The 21,497-nt window shown below is 67.7% G+C and carries 21 protein-coding genes; 14 read left to right on the top strand and 7 right to left on the bottom strand.

Annotation, left to right across the window (positions count from 1 at the left end; genetic code table 11):
• Positions 1–17 precede the first annotated feature (17 nt).
• Complete coding sequence (locus QP512_RS00900) at positions 18–449, bottom strand: YkgJ family cysteine cluster protein (protein WP_019338515.1); 432 nt, start codon at positions 447–449, stop codon at positions 18–20.
• Positions 450–553: 104 nt separating this feature from the next.
• Here QP512_RS00900 and oleC point away from each other — a divergent pair, with 104 nt between their 5' ends.
• The 3 genes from oleC (at position 554) to QP512_RS00915 (ending at position 3,438) form a co-directional block, all read left to right on the top strand.
• Positions 554–2,212 (top strand): olefin beta-lactone synthetase, encoded by a 1,659-nt coding sequence (oleC, locus tag QP512_RS00905; RefSeq protein WP_286070592.1) that lies wholly within the window; start codon positions 554–556, stop codon positions 2,210–2,212.
• Positions 2,209–3,201: a 2-alkyl-3-oxoalkanoate reductase gene (oleD, locus tag QP512_RS00910; RefSeq protein ID WP_286070593.1), complete on the top strand. Its 993-nt coding sequence runs from the start codon at positions 2,209–2,211 to the stop codon at positions 3,199–3,201. The genes oleC and oleD overlap by 4 nt, the downstream gene beginning before the upstream one ends.
• Before the next feature lie 81 nt (positions 3,202–3,282).
• A complete protein-coding gene (locus tag QP512_RS00915; protein WP_005407633.1) occupies positions 3,283–3,438 on the top strand; it encodes a DUF1328 domain-containing protein in 156 nt (51 codons plus the stop codon).
• Positions 3,439–3,566: 128 nt separating this feature from the next.
• Here QP512_RS00915 and ddlA read toward each other — a convergent pair whose 3' ends face one another.
• Entirely contained in the window at positions 3,567–4,652 is a 1,086-nt protein-coding gene (ddlA, locus tag QP512_RS00920) for a D-alanine--D-alanine ligase (RefSeq protein ID WP_286070594.1), read from the bottom strand.
• Between the two features lie 401 nt (positions 4,653–5,053).
• On the opposite strand from ddlA, the gene QP512_RS00925 reads away from it, so the two are divergent.
• The 4 genes from QP512_RS00925 (at position 5,054) to QP512_RS00940 (ending at position 8,776) form a co-directional block, all read left to right on the top strand.
• Positions 5,054–5,689 (top strand): SCP2 sterol-binding domain-containing protein, encoded by a 636-nt coding sequence (locus QP512_RS00925; protein ID WP_286070595.1) that lies wholly within the window; start codon positions 5,054–5,056, stop codon positions 5,687–5,689.
• Entirely contained in the window at positions 5,686–7,341 is a 1,656-nt protein-coding gene (gene ubiB, locus QP512_RS00930; protein ID WP_286070596.1) for a ubiquinone biosynthesis regulatory protein kinase UbiB, read from the top strand. Before QP512_RS00925 ends, ubiB begins: the two co-directional genes overlap by 4 nt.
• Positions 7,342–7,346: 5 nt before the next feature.
• Positions 7,347–7,925, top strand: a complete 579-nt coding sequence (locus QP512_RS00935; protein WP_286071975.1) for an O-methyltransferase — start codon at positions 7,347–7,349, stop codon at positions 7,923–7,925.
• Positions 7,926–8,032: 107 nt separating this feature from the next.
• Entirely contained in the window at positions 8,033–8,776 is a 744-nt protein-coding gene (locus QP512_RS00940) for a pseudouridine synthase (RefSeq protein WP_286070597.1), read from the top strand.
• Between the two features lie 69 nt (positions 8,777–8,845).
• Here the strand turns inward: QP512_RS00940 and QP512_RS00945 are convergent, their stop codons facing one another.
• A complete protein-coding gene (locus QP512_RS00945; RefSeq protein WP_286070598.1) occupies positions 8,846–9,373 on the bottom strand; it encodes a DUF2059 domain-containing protein in 528 nt (175 codons plus the stop codon).
• A gap of 133 nt (positions 9,374–9,506) precedes the next feature.
• Between QP512_RS00945 and arfB the strand changes: the two genes are divergently transcribed.
• The 3 genes from arfB (at position 9,507) to dcp (ending at position 12,813) form a co-directional block, all read left to right on the top strand.
• Complete coding sequence (gene arfB / locus QP512_RS00950; RefSeq protein WP_286071976.1) at positions 9,507–9,938, top strand: alternative ribosome rescue aminoacyl-tRNA hydrolase ArfB; 432 nt, start codon at positions 9,507–9,509, stop codon at positions 9,936–9,938.
• 4 nt (positions 9,939–9,942) lie between these two features.
• A complete protein-coding gene (locus QP512_RS00955; RefSeq protein ID WP_286070599.1) occupies positions 9,943–10,545 on the top strand; it encodes a lysophospholipid acyltransferase family protein in 603 nt (200 codons plus the stop codon).
• A 111-nt stretch (positions 10,546–10,656) separates the two neighbouring features.
• On the top strand, positions 10,657–12,813 hold the full coding sequence (gene dcp / locus QP512_RS00960) for a peptidyl-dipeptidase Dcp (protein ID WP_286070600.1): 2,157 nt from the start codon (positions 10,657–10,659) through the stop codon (positions 12,811–12,813).
• 156 nt (positions 12,814–12,969) lie between these two features.
• Here dcp and QP512_RS00965 read toward each other — a convergent pair whose 3' ends face one another.
• Together QP512_RS00965 and QP512_RS00970 are read right to left on the bottom strand one after the other, a co-directional pair.
• Complete coding sequence (locus QP512_RS00965) at positions 12,970–13,416, bottom strand: 3-dehydroquinate dehydratase (RefSeq protein ID WP_286070601.1); 447 nt, start codon at positions 13,414–13,416, stop codon at positions 12,970–12,972.
• A 3-nt stretch (positions 13,417–13,419) separates the two neighbouring features.
• Positions 13,420–13,821 carry a hypothetical protein gene (locus QP512_RS00970; RefSeq protein WP_286070602.1) on the bottom strand — a complete coding sequence of 134 codons (402 nt, stop codon included), beginning with the start codon at positions 13,819–13,821 and terminating at the stop codon, positions 13,420–13,422.
• Between the two features lie 257 nt (positions 13,822–14,078).
• Between QP512_RS00970 and lepB the strand changes: the two genes are divergently transcribed.
• Together lepB and QP512_RS00980 are read left to right on the top strand one after the other, a co-directional pair.
• Entirely contained in the window at positions 14,079–14,705 is a 627-nt protein-coding gene (lepB, locus tag QP512_RS00975) for a signal peptidase I (protein ID WP_286070603.1), read from the top strand.
• A gap of 122 nt (positions 14,706–14,827) precedes the next feature.
• Positions 14,828–16,084, top strand: a complete 1,257-nt coding sequence (locus QP512_RS00980) for an MFS transporter (protein ID WP_286070604.1) — start codon at positions 14,828–14,830, stop codon at positions 16,082–16,084.
• A gap of 83 nt (positions 16,085–16,167) precedes the next feature.
• Here QP512_RS00980 and QP512_RS00985 read toward each other — a convergent pair whose 3' ends face one another.
• Complete coding sequence (locus QP512_RS00985) at positions 16,168–17,085, bottom strand: LysR family transcriptional regulator (RefSeq protein ID WP_286070605.1); 918 nt, start codon at positions 17,083–17,085, stop codon at positions 16,168–16,170.
• 167 nt (positions 17,086–17,252) lie between these two features.
• The gene (locus tag QP512_RS00990; RefSeq protein WP_286070606.1) at positions 17,253–18,221 is read right to left on the bottom strand and encodes a LysR family transcriptional regulator; all 969 of its coding nucleotides are present in this window, start codon (positions 18,219–18,221) and stop codon (positions 17,253–17,255) included.
• A gap of 109 nt (positions 18,222–18,330) precedes the next feature.
• On the opposite strand from QP512_RS00990, the gene aceB reads away from it, so the two are divergent.
• Complete coding sequence (aceB, locus tag QP512_RS00995) at positions 18,331–19,953, top strand: malate synthase A (protein ID WP_286070607.1); 1,623 nt, start codon at positions 18,331–18,333, stop codon at positions 19,951–19,953.
• Positions 19,954–20,019: 66 nt separating this feature from the next.
• On the top strand, positions 20,020–21,321 hold the full coding sequence (gene aceA / locus QP512_RS01000; protein WP_069118153.1) for an isocitrate lyase: 1,302 nt from the start codon (positions 20,020–20,022) through the stop codon (positions 21,319–21,321).
• Positions 21,322–21,497 lie beyond the last annotated feature (176 nt).

Consider the following 21,497-nt stretch of genomic DNA (forward strand, 5'->3'; position numbering starts at 1 on the left):
TTGGCCGGCACACCGGACTACGCGGCGATCGGCGCCTGCGGCGGTGAGGACGGGCTGTTGCCGTTGTCGTCCGGATGGTCGTCGTCATTGTCGGCGTCATCGCGCCAGCGCCAGTCGGCCAGCGTCAGCGGATCCAAGCCGTAGGCAATGCGCGCCTTGTCGCATTGCGGGCTGGCCTTGCCGTACTCCCACGATGCATCCACCTCGCGGCACACGCTGGGCCGGTTGGGGTGGATGGTGCAGCGTGAATACACGCCGATCTGCGCATCCAGCGCCACGCAGCGCACCGGCTTGGAGTGGGTGCCGCGCATGCACAGGCGATGCGGGTCGAGCACCTCGGTGAGCTGGTGCGGTACGCCGCCGGGAGTGACCTCGTCCGATTCCATCCAGTGGAAGGCCACGCGGTATTGGGTGCAGCAGGCGCCGCAGGTCATGCAGGGATGTTGCATGGGCAAGCCGCCCCGGGCGGCAGTCGGAATCAGGAACGAGGGTGCGGATTTTCCACGAAGTGGGCCGCCGCGCAAGAAATTCCGTAAGCGGCGACAATGAACGGATGAACCGACCCTGCAACATTGCCACGCGCCTGCCTGAACTGGCGCGTGAACGCCCCGACCAGATCGCCATCCGTTGCCCCGGCCGCCGTGGCGCCGGCAACGGCATGGCCGCCTACGACGTCACCCTGGATTACCGCCAGCTGGACGCCCGCAGCGACGCCATGGCCGCCGGCCTGGCCGGCTACGGGATCGGCCGTGGGGTGCGGACGGTGGTGATGGTGCGGCCGTCCCCGGAGTTTTTCCTGCTGATGTTCGCCCTGTTCAAGCTGGGCGCGGTGCCGGTGCTGGTCGATCCGGGCATCGACAAGCGCGCGCTGAAGCAGTGCCTGGACGAGGCGCAGCCAGAGGCCTTCATCGGCATTCCGCTGGCGCATGTGGCGCGGCTGGCGCTGCGCTGGGCACCGTCGGCGACCCGCCTGGTGACCGTCGGCCGCCGCCTCGGCTGGGGCGGGACCACGCTGGCCGCGCTGGAGCGCGCCGGTGCCAACGGTGGGCCGATGCTGGCCGCCACTGACGGCGAGGACATGGCCGCGATCCTGTTCACGAGTGGCTCCACCGGCGTGCCCAAGGGCGTGGTCTACCGCCATCGCCACTTCGTCGGCCAGATCCAGCTGCTGGGCAGTGCCTTCGGCATGGAAGCGGGCGGGGTGGACCTGCCCACCTTCCCGCCGTTCGCGCTGTTCGATCCTGCGCTGGGCCTGACCTCGGTCATCCCGGACATGGACCCGACGCGGCCGGCACAGGCCGACCCGGCGCGCCTGCACGACGCCATCCAGCGTTTCGGCGTCACCCAGCTGTTCGGCTCGCCGGCACTGATGCGGGTGCTGGCGAAGCATGGCCGGCCGCTGCCGACGGTCACCCGGGTGACCTCGGCGGGTGCGCCGGTGCCGCCGGACGTGGTCGCCACCATCCGCAGCCTGCTGCCGGCCGACGCGCAGTTCTGGACGCCGTATGGCGCCACCGAGTGCCTGCCGGTGGCCGTGGTCGAGGGCCGCGAGCTGGAGCGTACGCGCGCCGCCACCGAGGCTGGCGCAGGGACCTGCGTGGGCAGCGTGGTGGCGCCGAACGAAGTGCGCATCATCGCCATCGATGACGCACCGTTGCCGGACTGGTCGCAGGCGCGCGTGCTGGCCACCGGCGAGGTCGGCGAGATCACCGTGGCGGGGCCGACCGCCACCGACACCTACTTCAACCGCCCGCAGGCGACGGCGGCAGCGAAGATCCGCGAGACGCTGGCCGATGGCAGCACGCGCGTGGTCCATCGCATGGGCGACGTCGGCTATTTCGACGCCCAGGGTCGCCTGTGGTTCTGTGGACGCAAGACCCAGCGCGTGGAAACCGCGCGCGGACCGCTGTACACCGAACAGGTCGAGCCGGTGTTCAACACCGTGGCGGGCGTGGCGCGCACGGCGCTGGTGGGCGTCGGCGTCGCCGGTGCGCAGGTGCCGGTGCTGTGCGTGGAGCTGCAGCGTGGCCAGTCCGACAGCCCGGCGCTTCAGGAGGCGCTGCGCGCACAGGCCGCTGCACGGGTGCCCGAGGCCGGCCTGCAGCACTTCCTGGTGCATCCATCATTCCCCGTCGATATCCGTCACAACGCCAAGATCGGCCGCGAAAAGCTCGCCGTCTGGGCCAGCGCCGAACTGGAGAAGCGCGCATGAAGATCCTGGTCACCGGTGGTGGTGGTTTCCTCGGCCAGGCGCTGTGCCGCGGGCTGGTCGAGCGTGGCCACCAGGTGCTGGCGTTCAACCGCAGCCATTATCCGGAACTGCAGGCGATGGGCGTGGGCCAGATCCGTGGCGACCTGGCCGATGCGCAGGCAGTGCTGCACGCGGTGGCCGGCGTCGACGCGGTGTTCCACAACGGTGCCAAGGCCGGTGCGTGGGGCAGCTATGACAGCTACCACCAGGCCAATGTGGTCGGCACCGACAACGTCATCGCGGCCTGCCGCGCGCACGGCATCAGCCGGCTGGTCTACACCTCCACGCCCAGCGTGACCCACCGTGCCACCCATCCAGTGGAAGGCCTGGGCGCGGATGAAGTGCCCTACGGTGAGGACTTCCAGGCCCCGTATGCGGCGACCAAGGCGATTGCCGAACAGCGGGTGCTGGCCGCCAATGACGCCTCGCTGGCCACGGTGGCGCTGCGCCCGCGCCTGATCTGGGGCCCGGGTGACCAGCAGCTGGTGCCGCGCCTGGCCGAACGCGCGCGCCAAGGCCGCCTGCGCCTGGTGGGCGATGGCAACAACAGGGTGGATACCACTTACATCGACAACGCCGCGCTCGCGCACTTCCTCGCCTTCGAGGCACTGGCACCGGGTGCCGCGTGTGCGGGCAGGGCCTACTTCATCTCCAACGGCGAACCGCTGCCGATGCGCGAACTGGTCAACAGGCTGCTGGCCGCCGTGGGTGCGCCGACGGTGGACAAGGCAATCAGCTTCAAGACCGCTTATCGAATCGGTGCGGTCTGCGAACGCCTGTGGCCGCTGCTGCGCCTGCGCGGCGAACCGCCATTGACCCGCTTCCTGGCCGAGCAGCTGTGCACGCCGCACTGGTACAGCATGGAACCGGCGCGCCGTGACTTCGGCTACGTGCCGCAGGTCAGCATCGAAGAGGGACTGCGCAGGCTGAAGGCTTCATCTGCTGCATAGATCGCCGTCACTGGTTGCACACCGCAGGATCGGGAGGATGGAACCACGCCATCCAAGGCTCGACCACCCGCGAGGAGCGCCATGCTGCATTACGCCATCATCTTCTTTGTCATCGCCATCATCGCCGCCGTTCTGGGTTTCTCCGGTATCGCCGGCGCCGCAACGAACATCGCCTGGATCCTGTTCGTGGTGTTCCTGATCCTTGCGGTGATCTCGATGTTCCGCAAGCGCGGATAGAACCTGCAGGACGTGCCGGTCACCGGCCGGCACGTAGCTTCCCGGTGGGTGCCGACCGTTGGTCGGCACGCCTCCTGTAGAGCCGAGCCATGCTCGGCTGCATCTGCAGGGTCGAGCATGGCTCGTCTCTACAGAAGTGCCCGATCCGCCGCATGGCTTTCCAACGCCAGTTCGATCAGGCGCGTGATCAGCGTGGTGTAGTCGACACCGCTGGCGCCCCACAACTTCGGGTACATGCTGATGCGGGTGAAGCCCGGAAGCGTGTTGACCTCGTTGATGACGATCTCGCCGTCTGCGGTCAGGAATACGTCCACGCGTGCCATGCCCGCACACTCCAACGCCTGGTAGGCCTGCAGCGCGACCTGCTGGATGCGCGCCTGGGTAGCGGCGTCGATGTCGGCCGGTACCACCACGTCAGCGCCATTGGCATTGATGTACTTGGTGTCGTAGGCGTAGAACTCGTCGTGCACCACCACCTCGCCGCAGACGCTGGCCTGCGGGTGCGCGTTGCCCAGCACCGCGCATTCGATCTCGCGGCCGATGATGGCCGATTCCACCAGCAGCTTGTGGTCATACCGTAGTGCGAGTTCCAGTGCAGCAGCGAACCCGGCCGTGTCCTTGACCTTGCTCACGCCCACCGACGAGCCTTGGTTGGCCGGCTTCACGAACAACGGCAGGCCCAGCTGCGCGATGACCGCGTCGACATCCACGTCCGCCGCCTGGTGGCGCCGGATGCACAACCACGGTGCCACCTGCAGACCGGCGTCGCGCAGCAGTCGCTTGGTCACGTCCTTGTCCATCGCCACCGCCGAACCCAGCACCGACGAACCGACGAAGGGCAGGTTGGCCATGCGCAGCAGGCCCTGCAGCGCACCGTCTTCGCCGAGTGGTCCGTGCACGATCGGCAGCACGACATCGATCTGGCCGAGCGCAGCCGCCGCGTCGGAAGGGCGCAGCTGCGCCTGCTCGGCACCGGGATGCACTGCCAGCGATGTCCCGGACCGATGCAGCGCGATGCGCGACGGATCATCGGCATTGATGAGGAAGGTAGCGGGCTGGCTCAGGTGCCACTGGCCCTGCTTGTCGATGCCGACCAGCACCGGCTCGAAGCGCTCGCGATCAAGCGCATCGAGGATGTTCTTCGCCGACTGCAGTGAAACTTCGTGCTCGGAAGACGTGCCCCCGAAGATGATGCCGACCCGGGTCCGTGCCATGGGGAATGCGATGTCCTGTGCGTTGCGTGGCCTCATAGCATGAACCTTCATCGGTCCTCCGCGTGAGGCACAGATGAACCCGAAATCCGTCCACGCACGGCACGGAACTACGGTGTCGACCAAGGTCGACACCCACCAACAGCAGCGCAGAACGCCGTCCCGACAGATCGTGGGAACCTGCCGAAGGCGGGGTGGGTCCGGTGGCGGGGGTGTCCGCGGCATGGATGCCGCGGCCAAGCCCCAGGGACGGGTTTACGGCGTCCCCCGCCACTGGACCCGCCCCGCCCCCCACGGAATGCCCGCTCTTGCTGTTGCTTCGGCTACTGCGGTTGCCGTTGCCTCTGCGGGTGCCGGGCGGCAACCCGGCCCAAGCCCCCCACCCACGCAGGTAGAATGCGCACATGGCTCTTTCCCTACTCAAGTCCCTCAAGCCGGTCGCCGGCCGCGCCCTGCAGATCGCCCTGAACCGCGCACTGGCGCTGGATCCGGATACCCGCCATGCCCTGGCCAGCCTCGACGGCCGCCACATCGACCTGACCCTGGAAGCACCGTCGTTGGCCATGCGCATCAGCGTCGACGGCGACCAGCTGCGGGTCGGCCCGGTGGACGCGCAGGAAGCCGACCTGGCCGTACGCAGCAGCTTGGCAGGCGTTCTGGCCCAGCTGCCGCTGCTGGCCAATGCCCGCCGCGGTAACGACAACGGCAAGGGCCGCGTGCGCGTGGCCGGCGATGCCGAGCTGGCGCGCCGCCTGCAGCAGCTGGCCAAGGGCTTCGACCCGGACTGGCAGCAGCCCTTCGTCAGCGTGTTCGGCGAAGTACTGGGCGTGCAGGTTGCCAACACCCTGCGCAGCGCGCTGCAGCATGCGCGCCAGGGGGCGATCGACCTGGCTCACAGCGCTGCCGAGTTCATCACCGAAGAGTCGCGCGACGTGGTACCGCGTGCCGAGCTGGATGCCTTCCACGATGACGTCGACGTGCTGCGCGACGACGTCGAGCGTCTCGGCGCACGCGTGCAGCGCCTGCGGGGTGCCGCATGAAGGCCGTGCTGCGGGCAAGCCGCATTGGCCGGGTGATCCTGCGTTACCGCCTCGACGACCTGCTGCAGGGCACGCCCGCTGAGCGCTGGCTGCGCCTGGCCAAGCCATTCGTTCCGCGCGCCTCCGCAGCCATCGCCTCGCAGTCGCGCGGGGCCCGCCTGCGCCTGGCGCTGCAGGACCTCGGCCCGATCTTCGTCAAGTTCGGCCAGATCCTGTCCACCCGTCGCGACCTGGTGCCGCCGGACGTGGCCAACGAACTGACCCTGCTGCAGGACAGGGTCAAGCCGTTCGATGGCGAGACCGCGCGCCGCATCGTCGAGGACGCGCTCGGCCTGCCGGTCAGCGAAGCGTTCGCCAGCTTTGATACCGAACCACTGGCCTCGGCCTCGATCGCGCAGGTCCACGCGGCCACGCTGGCCGACGGCCGCCAGGTGGTGGTCAAGGTGCTGCGTCCGGGCATCGAGAAACAGATCGACGCCGACATCACCCTGCTCAATTCGCTGGCCGCGCTGGTCGAGCGCACCCACCCGCGCGCCGACAAGATCCGCCCGCGCGAGGTGGTGGCCGAGGTCGAGAACACCTTGGCGGCCGAACTGGACCTGCAGCGCGAGGGCGCCAATGCCAGCGTGCTGCGTCGTTTCTGGGAGAACAGCGACGACCTGTACGTGCCGGAAGTGATCTGGAGCCACACCGCCGAGCGTGCACTGACGCTGGAGCGCGTCTGGGGCATTCCGTCTGACGACATCGCCGCGCTGGACAAGGCCGGCATCGACCGCAAGGCGCTGGCCGCCAAGGGCGTGCGGGTGTTCTACACCCAGGTGTTCCGCGACAACTTCTTCCATGCCGATGCACACGCCGGCAACATCTGGGTCGATACCGATCCGGCGCGCCGCGCCAACCCGCGCTTCATCGCGCTGGACTTCGGCATCATGGGACAGCTCTCGCAGGAAGATCAGTACTACCTGGCCGAGAACTTCATGGCCATCTTCAACCGCGATTACCGCCGCATCGCCGAACTGCACGTGCAGGCACGCTGGATGCCGGACCACGTGCGCATCGATGATCTGGAAGCGGCGGTGCGTTCGGTATGCGAGCCGTACTTCACCCGGCCGCTGTCGCAGATCTCGCTGGCCGAAGTGCTGATGAAGCTGTTCCGCGTGGCGCAGCGTTACCAGCTGACGTTGCAGCCGCAGCTGATCCTGCTGCAGAAGACCCTGCTGAACATCGAGGGCGTCGGCCGCCAGCTGGACCCCCAGATCGACATCTGGGCGGTGGCCAAGCCGGTGCTGGCGAAGATCCTGCGCGAGCGTTACAGCCCGCGCCGGGTGGTGCGCGAGCTCGGCAAGCGCCTGCCGGAAATCATGACCCATGCGCCGGACATGCCACGCCTGGTACACGCCTGGCTGACCCAGCAGGTGGAAGGCCGCCACGAACTGGCGATGCGTTCGCGTGATCTGGTTGCGCTCGATGCCAGCCTGCAGCGCCTGCAGAAGCGCGCGGTGGGTGCGATCACCGGTGTCGGCCTGCTCGCCATTGCCGCGCTGATGTATGTGCTGCAGCCGCCGGGCTGGTACTGGGGCGACCTGCCGATGTGGAGCTGGTTGTCCGGCGCGGCAGGTGTCGTTGCGCTGGCACGCGCGTGGTGGAAGTAACCGCCATGCTGCAGGCGCTCAAGGACGAACTGGCCCGCTTCGGCGCCGACAACGACGCCCGCGAAAGCGAGCGCGGCCGGCGCATGCTCAACATCACGCCGGATACCGGTGAGTTCCTCTCGGTGCTGGTGCGCTTCGGCAACGCGCGGCGGGTGCTGGAAATCGGCACCTCCAACGGCTACTCGACGCTGTGGCTGGCCGAGGCCGCCGCTGCCATCGACGGCCATGTGACCACGCTGGAGTTCGCCGAAGACAAGGCGACGATGGCGCGTGCGAACTTCGCGCGCAGCGGTCTGGGCGAGCACATCACACTGGTGCATGGTGATGCCGGGTCGTGGCTGGCGCAGGCCGCGGAGGCCTGCATCGATCTGCTCTTCCTCGATTCGGATCGCGAACAGTACGCCGGCTGGTGGCCGCAGCTGCGCCGCGTGCTGCGCCCCGGTGGCCTGCTGGTGGTGGACAACGCCACGTCGCATGCAGAACAGATGGAACCGCTGCGGGTGCTGCTGGAGGCTGATCCGGACTTCAGCACCAGCCTGGTGCCGGTGGGCAATGGCGAACTGCTGGCCCTGCGCAACGCCTGACTGCTTTGCAGGTAGGTGCCAACCTTGGTTGGCACGCCGTTGCCGGTCGCACAGCGCAGCCGAGCGCGGGCTCGGCTCCACAGAAGGCAGGCCTTTATAATCCCGTGGTGAGCACCGAACCCGATACCCTCGCCGCGGTCGAGACCGACACCGCGCCCCTGCAGCTGCTGCACCTGGATGAACGCCTGGCGGTGGTCAACAAGCCGGCCGGGCTGATGGTCCACGACAGCAAGCTGGCCCGTGGCGAAGACGATTTCCTGGCCGACCGCCTGCGCGAGCAGCTGGGCCGCCCGATCTTCCTGGTCCACCGGCTGGACCGCGCCACCAGTGGCTGCCTGTTGCTGGCCTTCGACCGCGATACCGCCAGTGCACTGGGCAAGGCCCTGATGGGCGGCGAGGTGCTGAAGGACTACCTGACCGTCTGCCGAGGCTGGCCGGCCGAGCTCGTCTGGCAGGTCGATCATGACCTGGATGGTGGCCCCGGCAAGCCGGTGAAGAAGCCGGCGGTCACCGACTTCCAGCGCCTGGCCACCGGCGAGCTGTCGGTGCCGGTCGGCGAGTTCACCAGCTCGCGTTATGCGTTGCTGCGCTGCCAGCCACAGACCGGGCGCTTCCGGCAGATCCGCCGGCATCTCAAGCACCTGTCGCATCACATGATCGGTGACACCAGCCACGGTGATGGCCGCCACAACCGCATCTTCCGCATGCAGGGCGTGCACCGCATGCTGCTGCACGCCGAGCGCCTGCGTTTCCCGCATCCCGATGGCGGCGTGGTCGATGTACGTGCGCCGCTGGACCGCGAGTTCCAGAAGGCGCTGGACCTGTTTGGCTGGCAGGTGGACGACGCCTGATGCTGCTGCGGTAGCCGAGCGTGGGCTCGGCTCTACAGCCAGCGGCCGGGCGTGGCCCGGCGCACCCCGTTATTTCTTTTCCGGCTCGTTGACGATTGCTTCCAGATCCTTCTGCAGATCCGCGAACAGCGGCTGCATGCGCGCCTGGATGGCCACCATCACGTTCTGCATCAGCGCCGGGGTCTTGTCCAGCAGGCTCTGGCCGGCCGCGCTCTCGTAGAACTCGGCCATCGCCAGCACGTCTTCCTTGCTGAAGGTCTTCTTGTACAGGTCCACGTACATCGGCCGCAGCTGCTGCCACGACAGCGCCTGGCGCAGGGTCTGGCTGGTCCGGGCCTGGATCCGCTTCAGCTGTTCCTGCTGCTGGGCGTTGAGCTGGCGCTGGGCGGCCACCTGCTGGAACTGCTGCTGCTGCATCGCCTCGATCTGCGGCAGCATGGTGTCGATCATGCTCTGCGCGCGCGAGGCCGAGAGCAGGCGGTTGATGTCGCCGTCGGTCGGTGGGGCGGCCAGGGCCGGGACACTGGCCACGGCCAGCGCCAGCAGCAGGGCGGCGCGGCGCAGCAGGGACGGCAGGGCGGGTGCGAAGCGGGTCATGCGAAGCTTCCTGCGGTACATGGGACGGCCAGCATACCCGCAGCCGAGGCGAAGGCGGCGTGTTCGGCACCTGATCGGCGGCATACGGTGCGCGATGCCCACTCCGGCGCGTGGCTGCCGCTACAATGCGCGGATGGGCAGTGGACCGGTCATCATCAGCGCGCAGCTTGAAATCCCCGACGGCGAGATCGTCGAGCGGTTCGTGCGTGCCAGTGGCGCCGGTGGCCAGAACGTCAACAAGGTCTCCACCGCGGTGGAACTGCGGTTCGACGTGGCCAACTCGCCCTCGTTGCCCGACCCGTTGCGCGAGCGCCTGCTGGCGCGGCGTGACCGGCGCATGACCAGCGAAGGCGTGCTGGTCATCGACGCGCAACGTTTCCGGACCCAGGATCGCAATCGCGAGGATGCGCGCGAGCGGCTGGCGGCCTTCATCCAGGCCGGGCTGAGCGTGCCCAAACCACGCAAGGCGACCAAGCCGAGCCTCGGGTCGAAACTGCGTCGTCTGGACGCCAAACGCGGGCGCGCGCAGATCAAGCGCGGGCGCTCATCACGTGACTGGGAGTGATTGCTTGAACAAGCCGACTTCGTTGCTGCCGGCCGTGCCGCCGCAGATGCCGCAGGTCAAACCCAACGCCTTCCTGCGCTGGCTGGCGCGCTGCACCCTGCGCATGGGCGGCTGGAAGGTGACCGGCACCCTGCCTGACATTCCCCGCCTGGTGTTCATCATCGCGCCGCATTCGTCCAACTGGGACGGCTTGTGGGGGATGGCGGCCAAGATCGCGCTGGGCATGAAGGTGAAGGTGCTGGGCAAGGCCTCGCTGTTCTGGTGGCCGCTGGGCCCGCTGCTGCACAAGCTGGGCGTGATCCCGCTGGACCGCAGCTCGCCGCAGGGCACGGTCGGCCAGGCGGTGGATCTGCTGCGCAACAACGAGAAGATGTGGTTCGCCATCACCCCCGAGGGCACCCGCAAGGCAGTGAAGGACTGGAAGGCCGGCTTCCTGAAGATCGCCCGGATGGCCGACGTGCCGGTCCTGGCCGCGTATTTCCACTATCCGGACAAGACCATCGGCATCGGCCCGCTGTTCACGCCCAGCGGCGATGACGCCGCCGACATGGCGGCCATCCGTGAGTTCTACCGGCCGTGGATGGGCAAGACCCGCGGCACGGTCTGAGCCGGCCACAGGTCGCCGCATAGACGCCACGTCCGGCACATGCCGGGCGAGCGCGACAGGAGTAGGGTGGAGGGCTGGTATTCCGTACCGTCTGCCCAAGGAGCGTTTTACATGTCGCGTACCGTAGTCCTGGCCGCCGCCATCAGCCTGGCGCTGGCGGCCTGTTCCGGCAAGGAGTCCACCCCCGTGTCCGATGCCCAGAAAGCCCCGGCCCAGCAGCCGGCCGAAGCCTCCACCAATCCGCTGCTGAGCGCCAGCACGCTGCCGTTCCAGGCGCCGCAGTTCGACAAGATCAAGGACAGCGACTACCTGCCGGCCTTCGAAGAAGGCATGCGCCAGCACCTGGCCGACGTGCGCAAGATCGCCGACAGCAGCGAGCCGGCCACGTTCGACAACACCATCGTGGCGATGGAGCGCAGCGGCGAGACGCTGAACCGCGTGTCGCGCATCTTCTTCGGCCTGGTCCAGGCCGACACCAACGATGCGCGCCAGAAGATCCAGGAAGAGGTGGCGCCGAAGCTGGCTGCGCACCAGGACGAGATCAACCTCGACCCGAAGCTGTTCGCGCGCGTGAAGTCGATCTATGACCAGCGCGATACGCTGGAACTGGATCCGGTGCAGAAGCGCCTGGTCGAGCATTACTACGACGGCTTGGTGCGCGCCGGTGCACAGCTGTCCGACGCCGACAAGGCCTCGCTGCGCAAGCTCAACGTGGAAGAGACCACCCTCTCCACCCAGTTCCACACTCGCCTGGTGGCAGCCACCGCCGCGGCCGCCGTGGTCGTCGACGACAAGGCCAAGCTGGCCGGCCTGGACGAGGATGCGATCAACAACGCGGCGGCCGCCGCCAAGGACCGCAAGCTGGATGGCAAGTTCCTGCTGCCGCTGCAGAACACCACCCAGCAGCCGGTGCTCGGTTCGCTGAGCGATCGCGACCAGCGCGCCGCCGTGCTGAAGGCTTCGGAAACCCGCGCCGAGCGCGGCGATGCCAACGACACCCGGCAGACCGTGCAACGCCTGGCCCAGCTGCGTGCGCAGAAGGCCAAGCTGCTGGGCTTTGACACCTTCGCCGACTACCAGCTGGGCGACCAGATGGCCAAGACCCCGGCCGCCGCGCTGAAGCTGCTGACCGACACCGTGCCGGCGGCCACCGCCAAGGCCCGCGCCGAAGCCGGCGAGATCCAGAAGGTGATCGACGCGCAGAAGGGTGGCTTCCAGGTTGCCGCCTCGGACTGGGACTTCTACGCCGAGCAGGTGCGCAAGGCCAAGTACGATCTGGACGAATCGCAGATCAAGCCGTACTTCGAACTGGACAACGTGCTGCAGAACGGCGTCTTCTACGCCGCCACCCAGCTGTACGGCATCACCTTCAAGCCGCGTACCGACATTCCGACCTACAACCCGGACATGAAGGTGTACGAAGTGTTCGACAAGGACGGCACCTCGCTGGCCCTGTTCTACACCGACTACTTCAAGCGTGACAACAAGTCCGGTGGCGCCTGGATGGACGTGTTCGTCGAACAGGACGGCCTGACCGGTGCCAAGCCGGTGGTCTACAACGTCTGCAACTTCACCAAGCCGGCCGCCGGCCAGCCTGCGCTGATCAGCTTCGACGACGTCACCACGATGTTCCATGAGTTCGGCCACGCACTGCATGGCATGTTCTCGAACGTGAAGTACCCGTCGATCGCCGGCACCGCCACCTCGCGCGATTTCGTCGAGTTCCCCTCGCAGTTCAACGAGCACTGGGCGCTGGATCCGAAGGTGTTCGCCAACTACGCCAAGCACTACAAGACCGGCGAGGCGATGCCGCAGGAACTGGTCGACAAGATCCTCAAGGCACGCAGCTTCAACCAGGGCTATGCGACCACCGAGTACCTGTCGGCCGCACTGCTCGACCTTGCCTGGCACACGCAGAAGGCCGATGCGCCGCTGCAGGATGTCGGCGCCTTTGAAGCCAGCGCGCTGAAGAAGTTCAAGGTCGACCTGCCGCAGGTACCGCCGCGTTACCGCACCACCTACTTCGACCACATCTGGGGTGGCGGTTACTCGGCCGGCTACTACGCCTACTTCTGGGCCGAGGTGCTGGACCATGACGCCTACCAGTGGTTCACCGAACACGGTGGCCTGACGGCGGCCAACGGGCAGGAATTCCGCGACAAGATCCTCTCGCGCGGCAACAGCGTGGAGCTGTCGACCCTGTACCGCGATTTCCGCGGCAAGGACCCGTCGGTGGAACCGCTGCTGAAGTTCCGCGGGCTGAAATAAGAAACAGAAAACGGCGGGGGAAACCCCGCCGTTTTTCTTTGTGTAGAGCCGAGCCCAAGCTCGGCTGGTTTTCCCGCCCCTGTAGAGCCGAGCCCATGCTCGGCTGGTTTTTCCTGGAAATGCAGCCGAGCATGGGCTCGGCTCTATACAAGCAGATCACGTCCCCACGTGCACCCGGTTGGCCTGCTCGGCCAGCCCCAGGTGGTCCAGCGCGATATCCAGCGCCAGCACATAGCTCTGTGCACCGTAACCGGCCGCAATGCCCAGGCGCTGGCCGACACCGGCCGGCAGGCACGGCTCGGCCACTGCGCCGTCGTCATGCACTTCCACGTACGCGTTGTGCAGATAGGGCAGCAACCGCTGCAGGCGCAGGCTGTTGGCACATGACCCCGGATCGAGCAGCGTCACCTCGCCGCGACTGTGGTCCGCCACGCGCAGTGCATCCAGCAGTTCCTGTTCCGAGCCACAGGCACGGATCGCCACGCTGGTGCCGGCGTCGATCGCCCGATGCACCAGCGTCTTCAGTACCGGCGCCGGTAGCGGCATCGCGGTGCGGATCAGCGCGCCGGCGGCTTCCGGGCCACGAATGATGAAGATCGACATGGCTCAGCCCTCCTGCGCCAGGCGACGGCCGACGATGGCCAGCGACAGCGGATAGCCGGCCTGCTGGCTGCGTTGGTCGACCACCACTGCGGCCGGGCCGTGCTGCAGGCGCAGGCGCGCATCCAGGTCGGGCTCGCTGGGTGACTGCAGCTCGATGTACTGCGCCGGCAGCCGTTCCAGCGCCGCCTGCAGTGCGCCACCCTCGGCCTGCCATTGCGCCTCGTCGGCCACGCCGACATCCAGCAGCACCCAGTCGGCCGAACGCGCCTGCGGCTGGCACAGGCACTGGCGCACTTCGGACAGGCTGGCGCAGTCGCTGCACAGCACGCGATGGCCGGCCAGCTGCGCCGGCAGCTGCGGGCGCGGCGCCGACGAAGACGCGTGGCGGATCACCAGGAGGGTCATACAACACCTTGCGGAATGCGCCCTGCGGCGCGGTGGGCACACGATGCGCGTGCTGGCCGTAAAGGTGCGATGCCTGTGGCCGGGTGCGCGCATAAAACCTGCGTAACCCTTCCTGTAGAGCCGAGCCTACGCTCGGCTGGCGTGCACCGACGCGCGAAGAGCCGCCGAGCGCGGGCTCGGCTCTACAACACGCCGGCGCGGGAACCTCTTCGGCCCGGATGTGGTCTGATGCAGCTACCACCCACCCGGAGCCTGCCATGGATGCTGTTGCCCGCCGTCCCTTTTCCGAACGCGCGCTGGCCTGGCTGAAGAAGGAGGCGTTGCCGCTGCTGGTGATGCTCGGCCTGCTCGCCGCCGCCCGCGATACCCTGGCCAACCATTACGTGGTGCCCAGCGGCTCGATGCAGCCGACCCTGCAGCCCGGCGACCGGGTGGTGGTGGACATGCGTGCCTATGGCCTGCGCCTGCCGTTCACCGCCAAGGAACTGATGGCCACCGGCACCCCGCAGCGCGGCGAGGTGGCGGTGTTCGATTCGCCGGCCGATGGCACCCGCCTGATCAAGCGCGTGGCGGCGGTGGCCGGCGACCATGTGCAGATGCGCGAGGGCCACCTGAGCATCAATGGGCAGCCACTGCAGATCGCCGACCTGCAGGACGTGGAAGCCTTCGGTGAGCGCCGTGCCCGGCTCGACCTGGACATGGGCGGTGGCCCGGACATTGCGGATCTGGTGGTGCCGGCTGGCAAGCTGCTGGTGCTGGGCGACCACCGTGGCAACAGCTTCGATGGCCGCTTCTTCGGCTTCGTCGATGCGGACAAGGTCTATGGCCGGGCGGTGGCGGTGTATTACCGCCGGGGCGACGGCTTCGAGTGGCAGCGCCTGTAAGCTGAATCAATACGTCAGGCATATCAATCCTGACTTATCGGGTTATGGATCGACTGGATGAACGGGCCTAGTCTGGGCCCGTTCCCTCCCACACCCGGCCGCCCCACCGGCCCACCGATCCCATGACAGGCGAAACCGCCGCGGCCGTCGAACGGCGCCCCCCCGCTGTTGACCCCGCTTCCGACACCCGCATCCAGCAGGGCACACCGGCCTTCCGCCGCACTGCGCTGGCGCTGTTCCTGGCCGGCTTCTCCACCTTCGGCCTGCTGTATACGGTGCAGCCGCTGCTGCCCGAGTTCAGCCGCCACTTCGGCGTGTCCGCCGCCGGCAGTGCGATGTCGCTGTCACTGACCACCGGCACGCTGGCGGTGGCGATGCTGCTGGCGGGACTGCTCTCCGATGCGGTCGGCCGCCGCCCGTTGATGATCGCCGCGCTGCTGGCCTCGGCCATCCTGTCGCTGAGCACCGCGCTGGTGGATGACTGGACCACGCTGCTGGTGCTGCGCACCCTGCTCGGCCTGGCGCTGAGCGGCGTGCCGGCGGTAGCGATGACCTACCTGGTCGAGGAAATGGACAGCCGCGCGCTGGGCCTGGCGATGGGCCTGTACATCGGCGGCAACGCCATCGGTGGCATGAGCGGACGCCTGCTGGCCGGCATCATCGCCGACCACTGGGGCTGGCGCTGGGGCATCGGCGTGGTCTCGATCATCGCCATCGCCAGCACCGTGCTGCTGTGGCTGCAGCTGCCGCCGTCGCGGCACTTCCAGGCCCGCCGCGGCGGCTTGCGCCAGCTGCCCTCGCGCTGGCGCATGCTGTTCGCAGACCCGGGCCTGCCGTGGCTGTTCGCCACCTCGTTCGTGCTGATGGGCGTGTTCGTCACCCTGTACAACTACCTCGGCTATCACCTGCTGGCGCCGCCGTACCACCTCAGCCAGACCGTGGTCGGGCTGATCTTCAGCGTGTATCTGGTGGGCACCTTCAGTTCGGCGTGGATGGGCCAGCAGGCCACGCGCTATGGCCGCGGCCGCATCCTTTCGATCTCGTTCGCGCTGATCGGCGCGGGCATCGCGCTGCTGGCGATGCCGTGGCTGAGCACGATGGCCCTGGGCATCGCCCTGGTGACGTTCGGCTTCTTCGGCGGCCATTCGGTGGCCAGCAGCTGGGTTGGCAGCCGTGCCGGTGCGATGCGCGCGGAAGCCTCGGCGCTGTACCTGTTCGCCTACTACCTCGGCTCCAGCGTACTGGGCGGCGTGGGTGGGCTGGCCTATGCCGCCTGGGACTGGCCTGGCGTGTGTGCGTTCGCCGCCGTGCTGACCCTGATCGGTGGCGGCATCGTCTGGGCGCTGCAGCAGCGCGCGCCGCAGCCGGTGACGGCGTGATCCAGCGCGTACGGTAGCGTCGACTGTCAGTCGACTGCTCTTCGATCAGATCGCGATAACCCCGCGCTGCGCGCGATAGTCGACTAACCGTCGACTCTATCGGCGAACGCCCCGCGCAGCAGCGTGGCGAAATTGCGGATCAGAGGCGTTACCCGTTCGCGGTGCCACGCCAGCTGCACTTCCGAATGCGCGCCAGCATCGGCCAGTGCCACGAAGCGCGATCCTTCCACCCGGATGTGATCGCACGACGACGGCAGGATGGCTGCGCCCAGGCCCGCGGCGGCCAGACTGATCAGCGTCGAGGCTTCACCCGCCTCCTGCACGATGCGTGGCGTGAATCCGGCAGCCGCGCACAACGCGATCATGTGGTCATGGATGCCCGCGCCGGCACTGCGCCGGAACGCCACGAACGGCTCCTGCGCGAAGTCGCGCAGCGACAGCGTGCCCTGTTTCGAGAGCCGATGCAGGGCAGGGTGGTCGGCATGCACGATCAACGCCAGCGGATCGACGAACAGGCTGTGTGCTACCAGTTCCGGGGGCAGCGCGCGCTTGCGGATGATGCCCACGTCCAGCGAGCCGTCGAGCAGCGCGTCGATCTGCTGCAGGGTGTTCATCTCGCTCAGCTGCAGCCGTACCTGCGGATACTGCTGGCGGTAATGCAGGATCGAACGCGGAATCTGCGGCGACAGCGGCGTGGCCCGGGTCAGGCCGATGTGCAGCTCACCCTGCTCGCCGCGCTGCGCGCGCTGCACCTCGTCCACCGCCGTTTCCACCTGCTGCACGATGGCGCGCGCCCGTTCCTGCAGCAGCTCGCCGGCGGGTGTCAGCTGCACGCGACGATGGCTGCGCACGAACAGGCGCGCACCGATCAGCTCTTCCAGCTGGCGGATCTGCTGGCTGAGCGGTGGCTGCGACATCCCCAGCCGCTCGGCCGCCTGGCCGAAGTGCAGCGTATCGGCAACGGCAAGAAAGTAACGTAGGTGGCGGAGTTCGATGGACATGCGCCCAGTCTATGCATCGCCAGCCGGAAATGAATCAGAGATGGGGTCGGATCCCGTTGCGTAGCAACGGGATCCGACCCCGTGTCGACCAAGGTCGACACCTGCCAAAATCAGACGATGCCACCCCGCCATCCCAGGTGCAGGGCGGCAGCCCTACCCAACAGCGCCTACCGCTCGGAATGCCCGCTCTGGTCGTAATCGCGCGGGCTGAACAGTTCCGGCTGGATCAGCTCGATGAACGCCCTTGCCTGCGCCGACAACGCCTTGCCGCGTCGCACGATCACCCCGTAACTGCGTTCCGGAAACCAGCGCTTCATCGACCGCGCCGCCAGCCGCTCGTGGTCGGCCTCGTTCAGGCACAGCGCCGGCACGATGGAGATACCCATGCCCATCGCCACGTACTGCTTGATCACCTCCCAGCCGCCCACCTCCAGCGCCACGGTGTAGGCGATGCGGTGGCGCTGGAACACCTGGTCGACCAGCCGATAGGTGATCTGCCGTTTCGGTGGCAGCACCAAGGGATAGCGCGCGATGTCGGCCAGTTCCAGCTCGCCGCCATTGGCCAGCGGATGATCGTGCGGGGCGATCAGCACCTGCTCGAAGCGGTAGGCCGGGGCATAGGTCAGGTCGGCCGGCACATCGGTCATCGAACCAATGGCCAGGTCCGCGGCGTCCTCGCGCAGGAGATCGGTACCGTCGGCGCTGATCGCGTTGTGCAGGGTCAGCCGCACGTCCGGATGGTGCGTCCGGAAGCGCTCCACGATCTTCGGCAACAGGTACAGGATGGTGGAACTGTTGGCAGCGATGTTCAGCTCGCCCGCGTCCAAGCCGCGCACCTTGTCGCGGAAGCGCGCCTCCAGCCCGTCCAGGTTTTCCACCAGTGGCTGCGCCATTTCATACAGCAGCTGGCCCTCGCGGCTGGGCACCAGGCGCCGCCCGCTGCGCTCGAACAAGGGTACCCCCAGCTCACGCTCCAGCGCCTGCAGCTGCAGGCTGATGGCCGGCTGGCTGACGAACAGTGCCTCAGCAGCCCGTGAGACCGAGCCCAGGCGCACGGTTTGGCAGAACGCGCGCAGTGGTTTCAACCGGTCGGATTTGTAGGAAAAACGCGGGCTTGGCAAGGGGCGCGTGGTCATGGTGTCACAAGTATTAGCACGATTTATGTAAAGCATTGCAAAAACTGTTTTGCCAAATAATCGGCCCGGGCGGCACCGTGGAGGCGTTCCCCACCGCTGGAGTCGCCCCATGTCCGCCGTCGCTTCCGCTGTTCCCACCCCTGCCAGCAAGGCCACCCCCGGCATCGCCCTGGCGACCCGCGTGGCCGGCCAGGACACCGTGTTGCCGGCGCCGCTGCTGGCCCTGCTGGTGTCGCTGCACCGTGCGGTGGAACCGGGCCGGCAGGCACGGCTGCAGGCCCGCCGCGAGCGCCAGGTGTTCTTCGACCAGGGTGGCCTGCCGGATTTCCGCGAAGACACTGCCGCCATCCGCAGCGGCGACTGGACCGTTGCGCCGCTGCCGGCCGCGCTGCAGGACCGCCGCGTCGAGATCACCGGGCCGACCGACCCGAAGATGGTCATCAACGCGCTGAACTCCGGCGCCAAGGTGTTCATGGCCGACTTCGAGGATTCGACCTCGCCGACCTGGCGCAACCTGCTGGCCGGGCAGCAGTCGCTGGCGGCGGCGGTGCGCGGTGATCTGCAGTACACCGCCCCCAATGGCAAGCACTACCGCCTGCGCCCCTACGACGAGCAGGCGGTGCTGATCGTGCGCCCACGTGGCTGGCACCTGGATGAAAAGCACGTGGCCATCGACGGCCAGCCGCTGGCCGGCGGCCTGTTCGACGCGGCCGTTTTCGCCTTCCACAACGCTCGCACCCTGCAGGGCAAGGATCGCGGCCCGTATTTCTACCTGCCCAAGCTGCAGAGCATGGAAGAGGCCGCGCTGTGGGAGACCGCGCTGTCGCACATCGAAGGCATGCTCGGCCTGCCGCACGGCCAGATCAAGGTGACCGTGCTGATCGAAACGCTGCCGGCAGTGTTCGAGATGGACGAGATCCTGTACGCACTGCGTGACCGCATCGTCGGCCTTAACTGCGGGCGCTGGGACTACATCTTCTCGTACCTGAAGACCTTCCGTCGCCACGCCGACCGCGTGCTGCCCGAGCGCGGCCAAGTGACCATGACCCAGCCGTTCTTGAAGGCGTACTCGGAACTGCTGATCCAGACCTGCCATCGCCGTGGTGCGCATGCGATGGGGGGCATGGCCGCGCAGATCCCGATCAACAACGACGCCGCCGCCAACGAACAGGCGATGGCCCGCGTGCGCGCCGACAAGCTGCGCGAAGTCACTGCCGGCCATGACGGCACCTGGGTCGCGCACCCGGCACTGATTCCGGTGGCGATGGCCATCTTCGATGAGCACATGCCTAGCGCGAACCAGCACAGCGTGCTGCGCCAGGACGTGCGCGTCGGTCGCGACGAGCTGATCGCACGGCCGCCGGGCACCATCACCCGCGCCGGCTTCGACGGCAACGTGGAAGTCTGCGTGCGCTACCTGGCCGCCTGGCTGGATGGCAATGGCTGCGTGCCGATCCACCACCTGATGGAGGACGCGGCCACCGCCGAGATCAGCCGCAGCCAGCTGTGGCAGTGGCTGCACACGCCCGGCCAGCAGCTGGATGACGGCACCGCGATCGACCTGGCCCTGCTGGATTCCACGCTGGCGCAGCTGCCAGCGCGGTTGGGCAACACCAGCGCACTGCCCGGTGGCGCCCGTATCGGCGAAGCCATCGCCCTGCTGGGCGAACTGAGCCGCAGCAACGAACTGACCGATTTCCTGACCTTGCCGGCCTACGCACGCATCGACTGACCGCCCGCTCGCGTAACGCCGTCGCTTCCTTCCCCGCTGCACGCACGAACCGAACTGGAGAAAGACATGAGCAAGCTGCCCACTGCCGAACAGATCCAGCACGACTGGGATACCAACCCGCGCTGGGAAGGCATCCAGCGCAACTACAGCGCCGCCGACGTGGTGCGCCTGCGCGGCACCGTGCACATCGAGCATTCGCTGGCCCGCCTGGGTGCGGAGAAGCTGTGGGCGTCGCTGCACGAGCGCGAGTTCGTCAACGCGCTGGGTGCGCTGACCGGCAATCAGGCCATGCAGCAGGTCAAGGCCGGGCTGAAGGCGATCTACCTGTCCGGTTGGCAGGTGGCGGCCGATGCCAACCTGGCCGGCCAGATGTATCCGGACCAGTCGCTGTACCCGGCCGATTCGGTGCCGGCGGTGGTCAAGCGCATCAACAACACGCTGCTGCGCGCCGACCAGCTGCATCACGCTGAAGGCAAGGATGACATCGACTTCCTGCAGCCGATCGTGGCCGATGCCGAGGCCGGTTTCGGCGGCGTGCTCAACGCGTTCGAGCTGATGAAGGCGATGATCGAGGCCGGGGCCGCCGGCGTGCACTTCGAGGATCAGCTGGCCTCGGTGAAGAAGTGCGGCCACATGGGCGGCAAGGTGCTGGTGCCGACCCGCGAGGCGATCGAGAAGCTCAATGCCGCGCGCCTGGCCGCCGACGTGCTGGGCGTGCCGACCCTGCTGGTGGCGCGCACCGATGCCGAGGCGGCCGACCTGCTGACCAGCGACATCGACGGCAACGACAAGCCGTTCGCCACCGGCGAGCGCACCGTGGAAGGCTTCTACAAGACCCGCAATGGCCTGGACCAGGCGATCAGCCGCGGCCTGGCCTACGCGCCCTACGCCGACCTGGTGTGGTGCGAGACCGGCAAGCCGGACCTGGAATTCGCGCGCAAGTTCGCCGAGGCGATCCATGCGAAGTTCCCGGGCAAGCTGCTGGCCTATAACTGTTCGCCCAGCTTCAACTGGAAGAAGAACCTGGACGACGCCACCATCGCCAGGTTCCAGCGCGAGCTGGGCAGCTACGGCTACAAGTTCCAGTTCATCACCCTGGCCGGCTTCCATGCGCTGAACTACGGCATGTTCAACCTGGCCCACGGCTATGCACGCCGCCAGATGAGCGCGTTCGTGGAACTGCAGGAAGCCGAGTTCGAAGCGGCCGAGCGTGGCTTCACTGCGGTCAAGCACCAGCGCGAGGTCGGCACCGGCTACTTCGATGCGGTCACCCAGGCGATCCAGCAGGGCCAGTCCTCGACCACCGCACTGACCGGCTCCACCGAGGAAGAGCAGTTCCACGGCGGCCGCAGCGAACGCGCTGCGTGACGCGGTAGCGCCGGCCTCTGGCCGGCAACCCGTCGATGTTCCCGAGGTCCAGGTGGTTCCCGGCCAGCGGCCGGCACTACCGGGCCTCGGAGCGATCAGGGTGGCCAGGGAAGGGCCAGACAACGCCGGCCGGTCGGGGGACCTGCCGGCGTTGTTGTATCGATGGAAACGCGATG

The organism is Stenotrophomonas sp. 57 (assembly GCF_030291075.1).
Taxonomy (GTDB): Bacteria; Pseudomonadota; Gammaproteobacteria; order Xanthomonadales; family Xanthomonadaceae; genus Stenotrophomonas.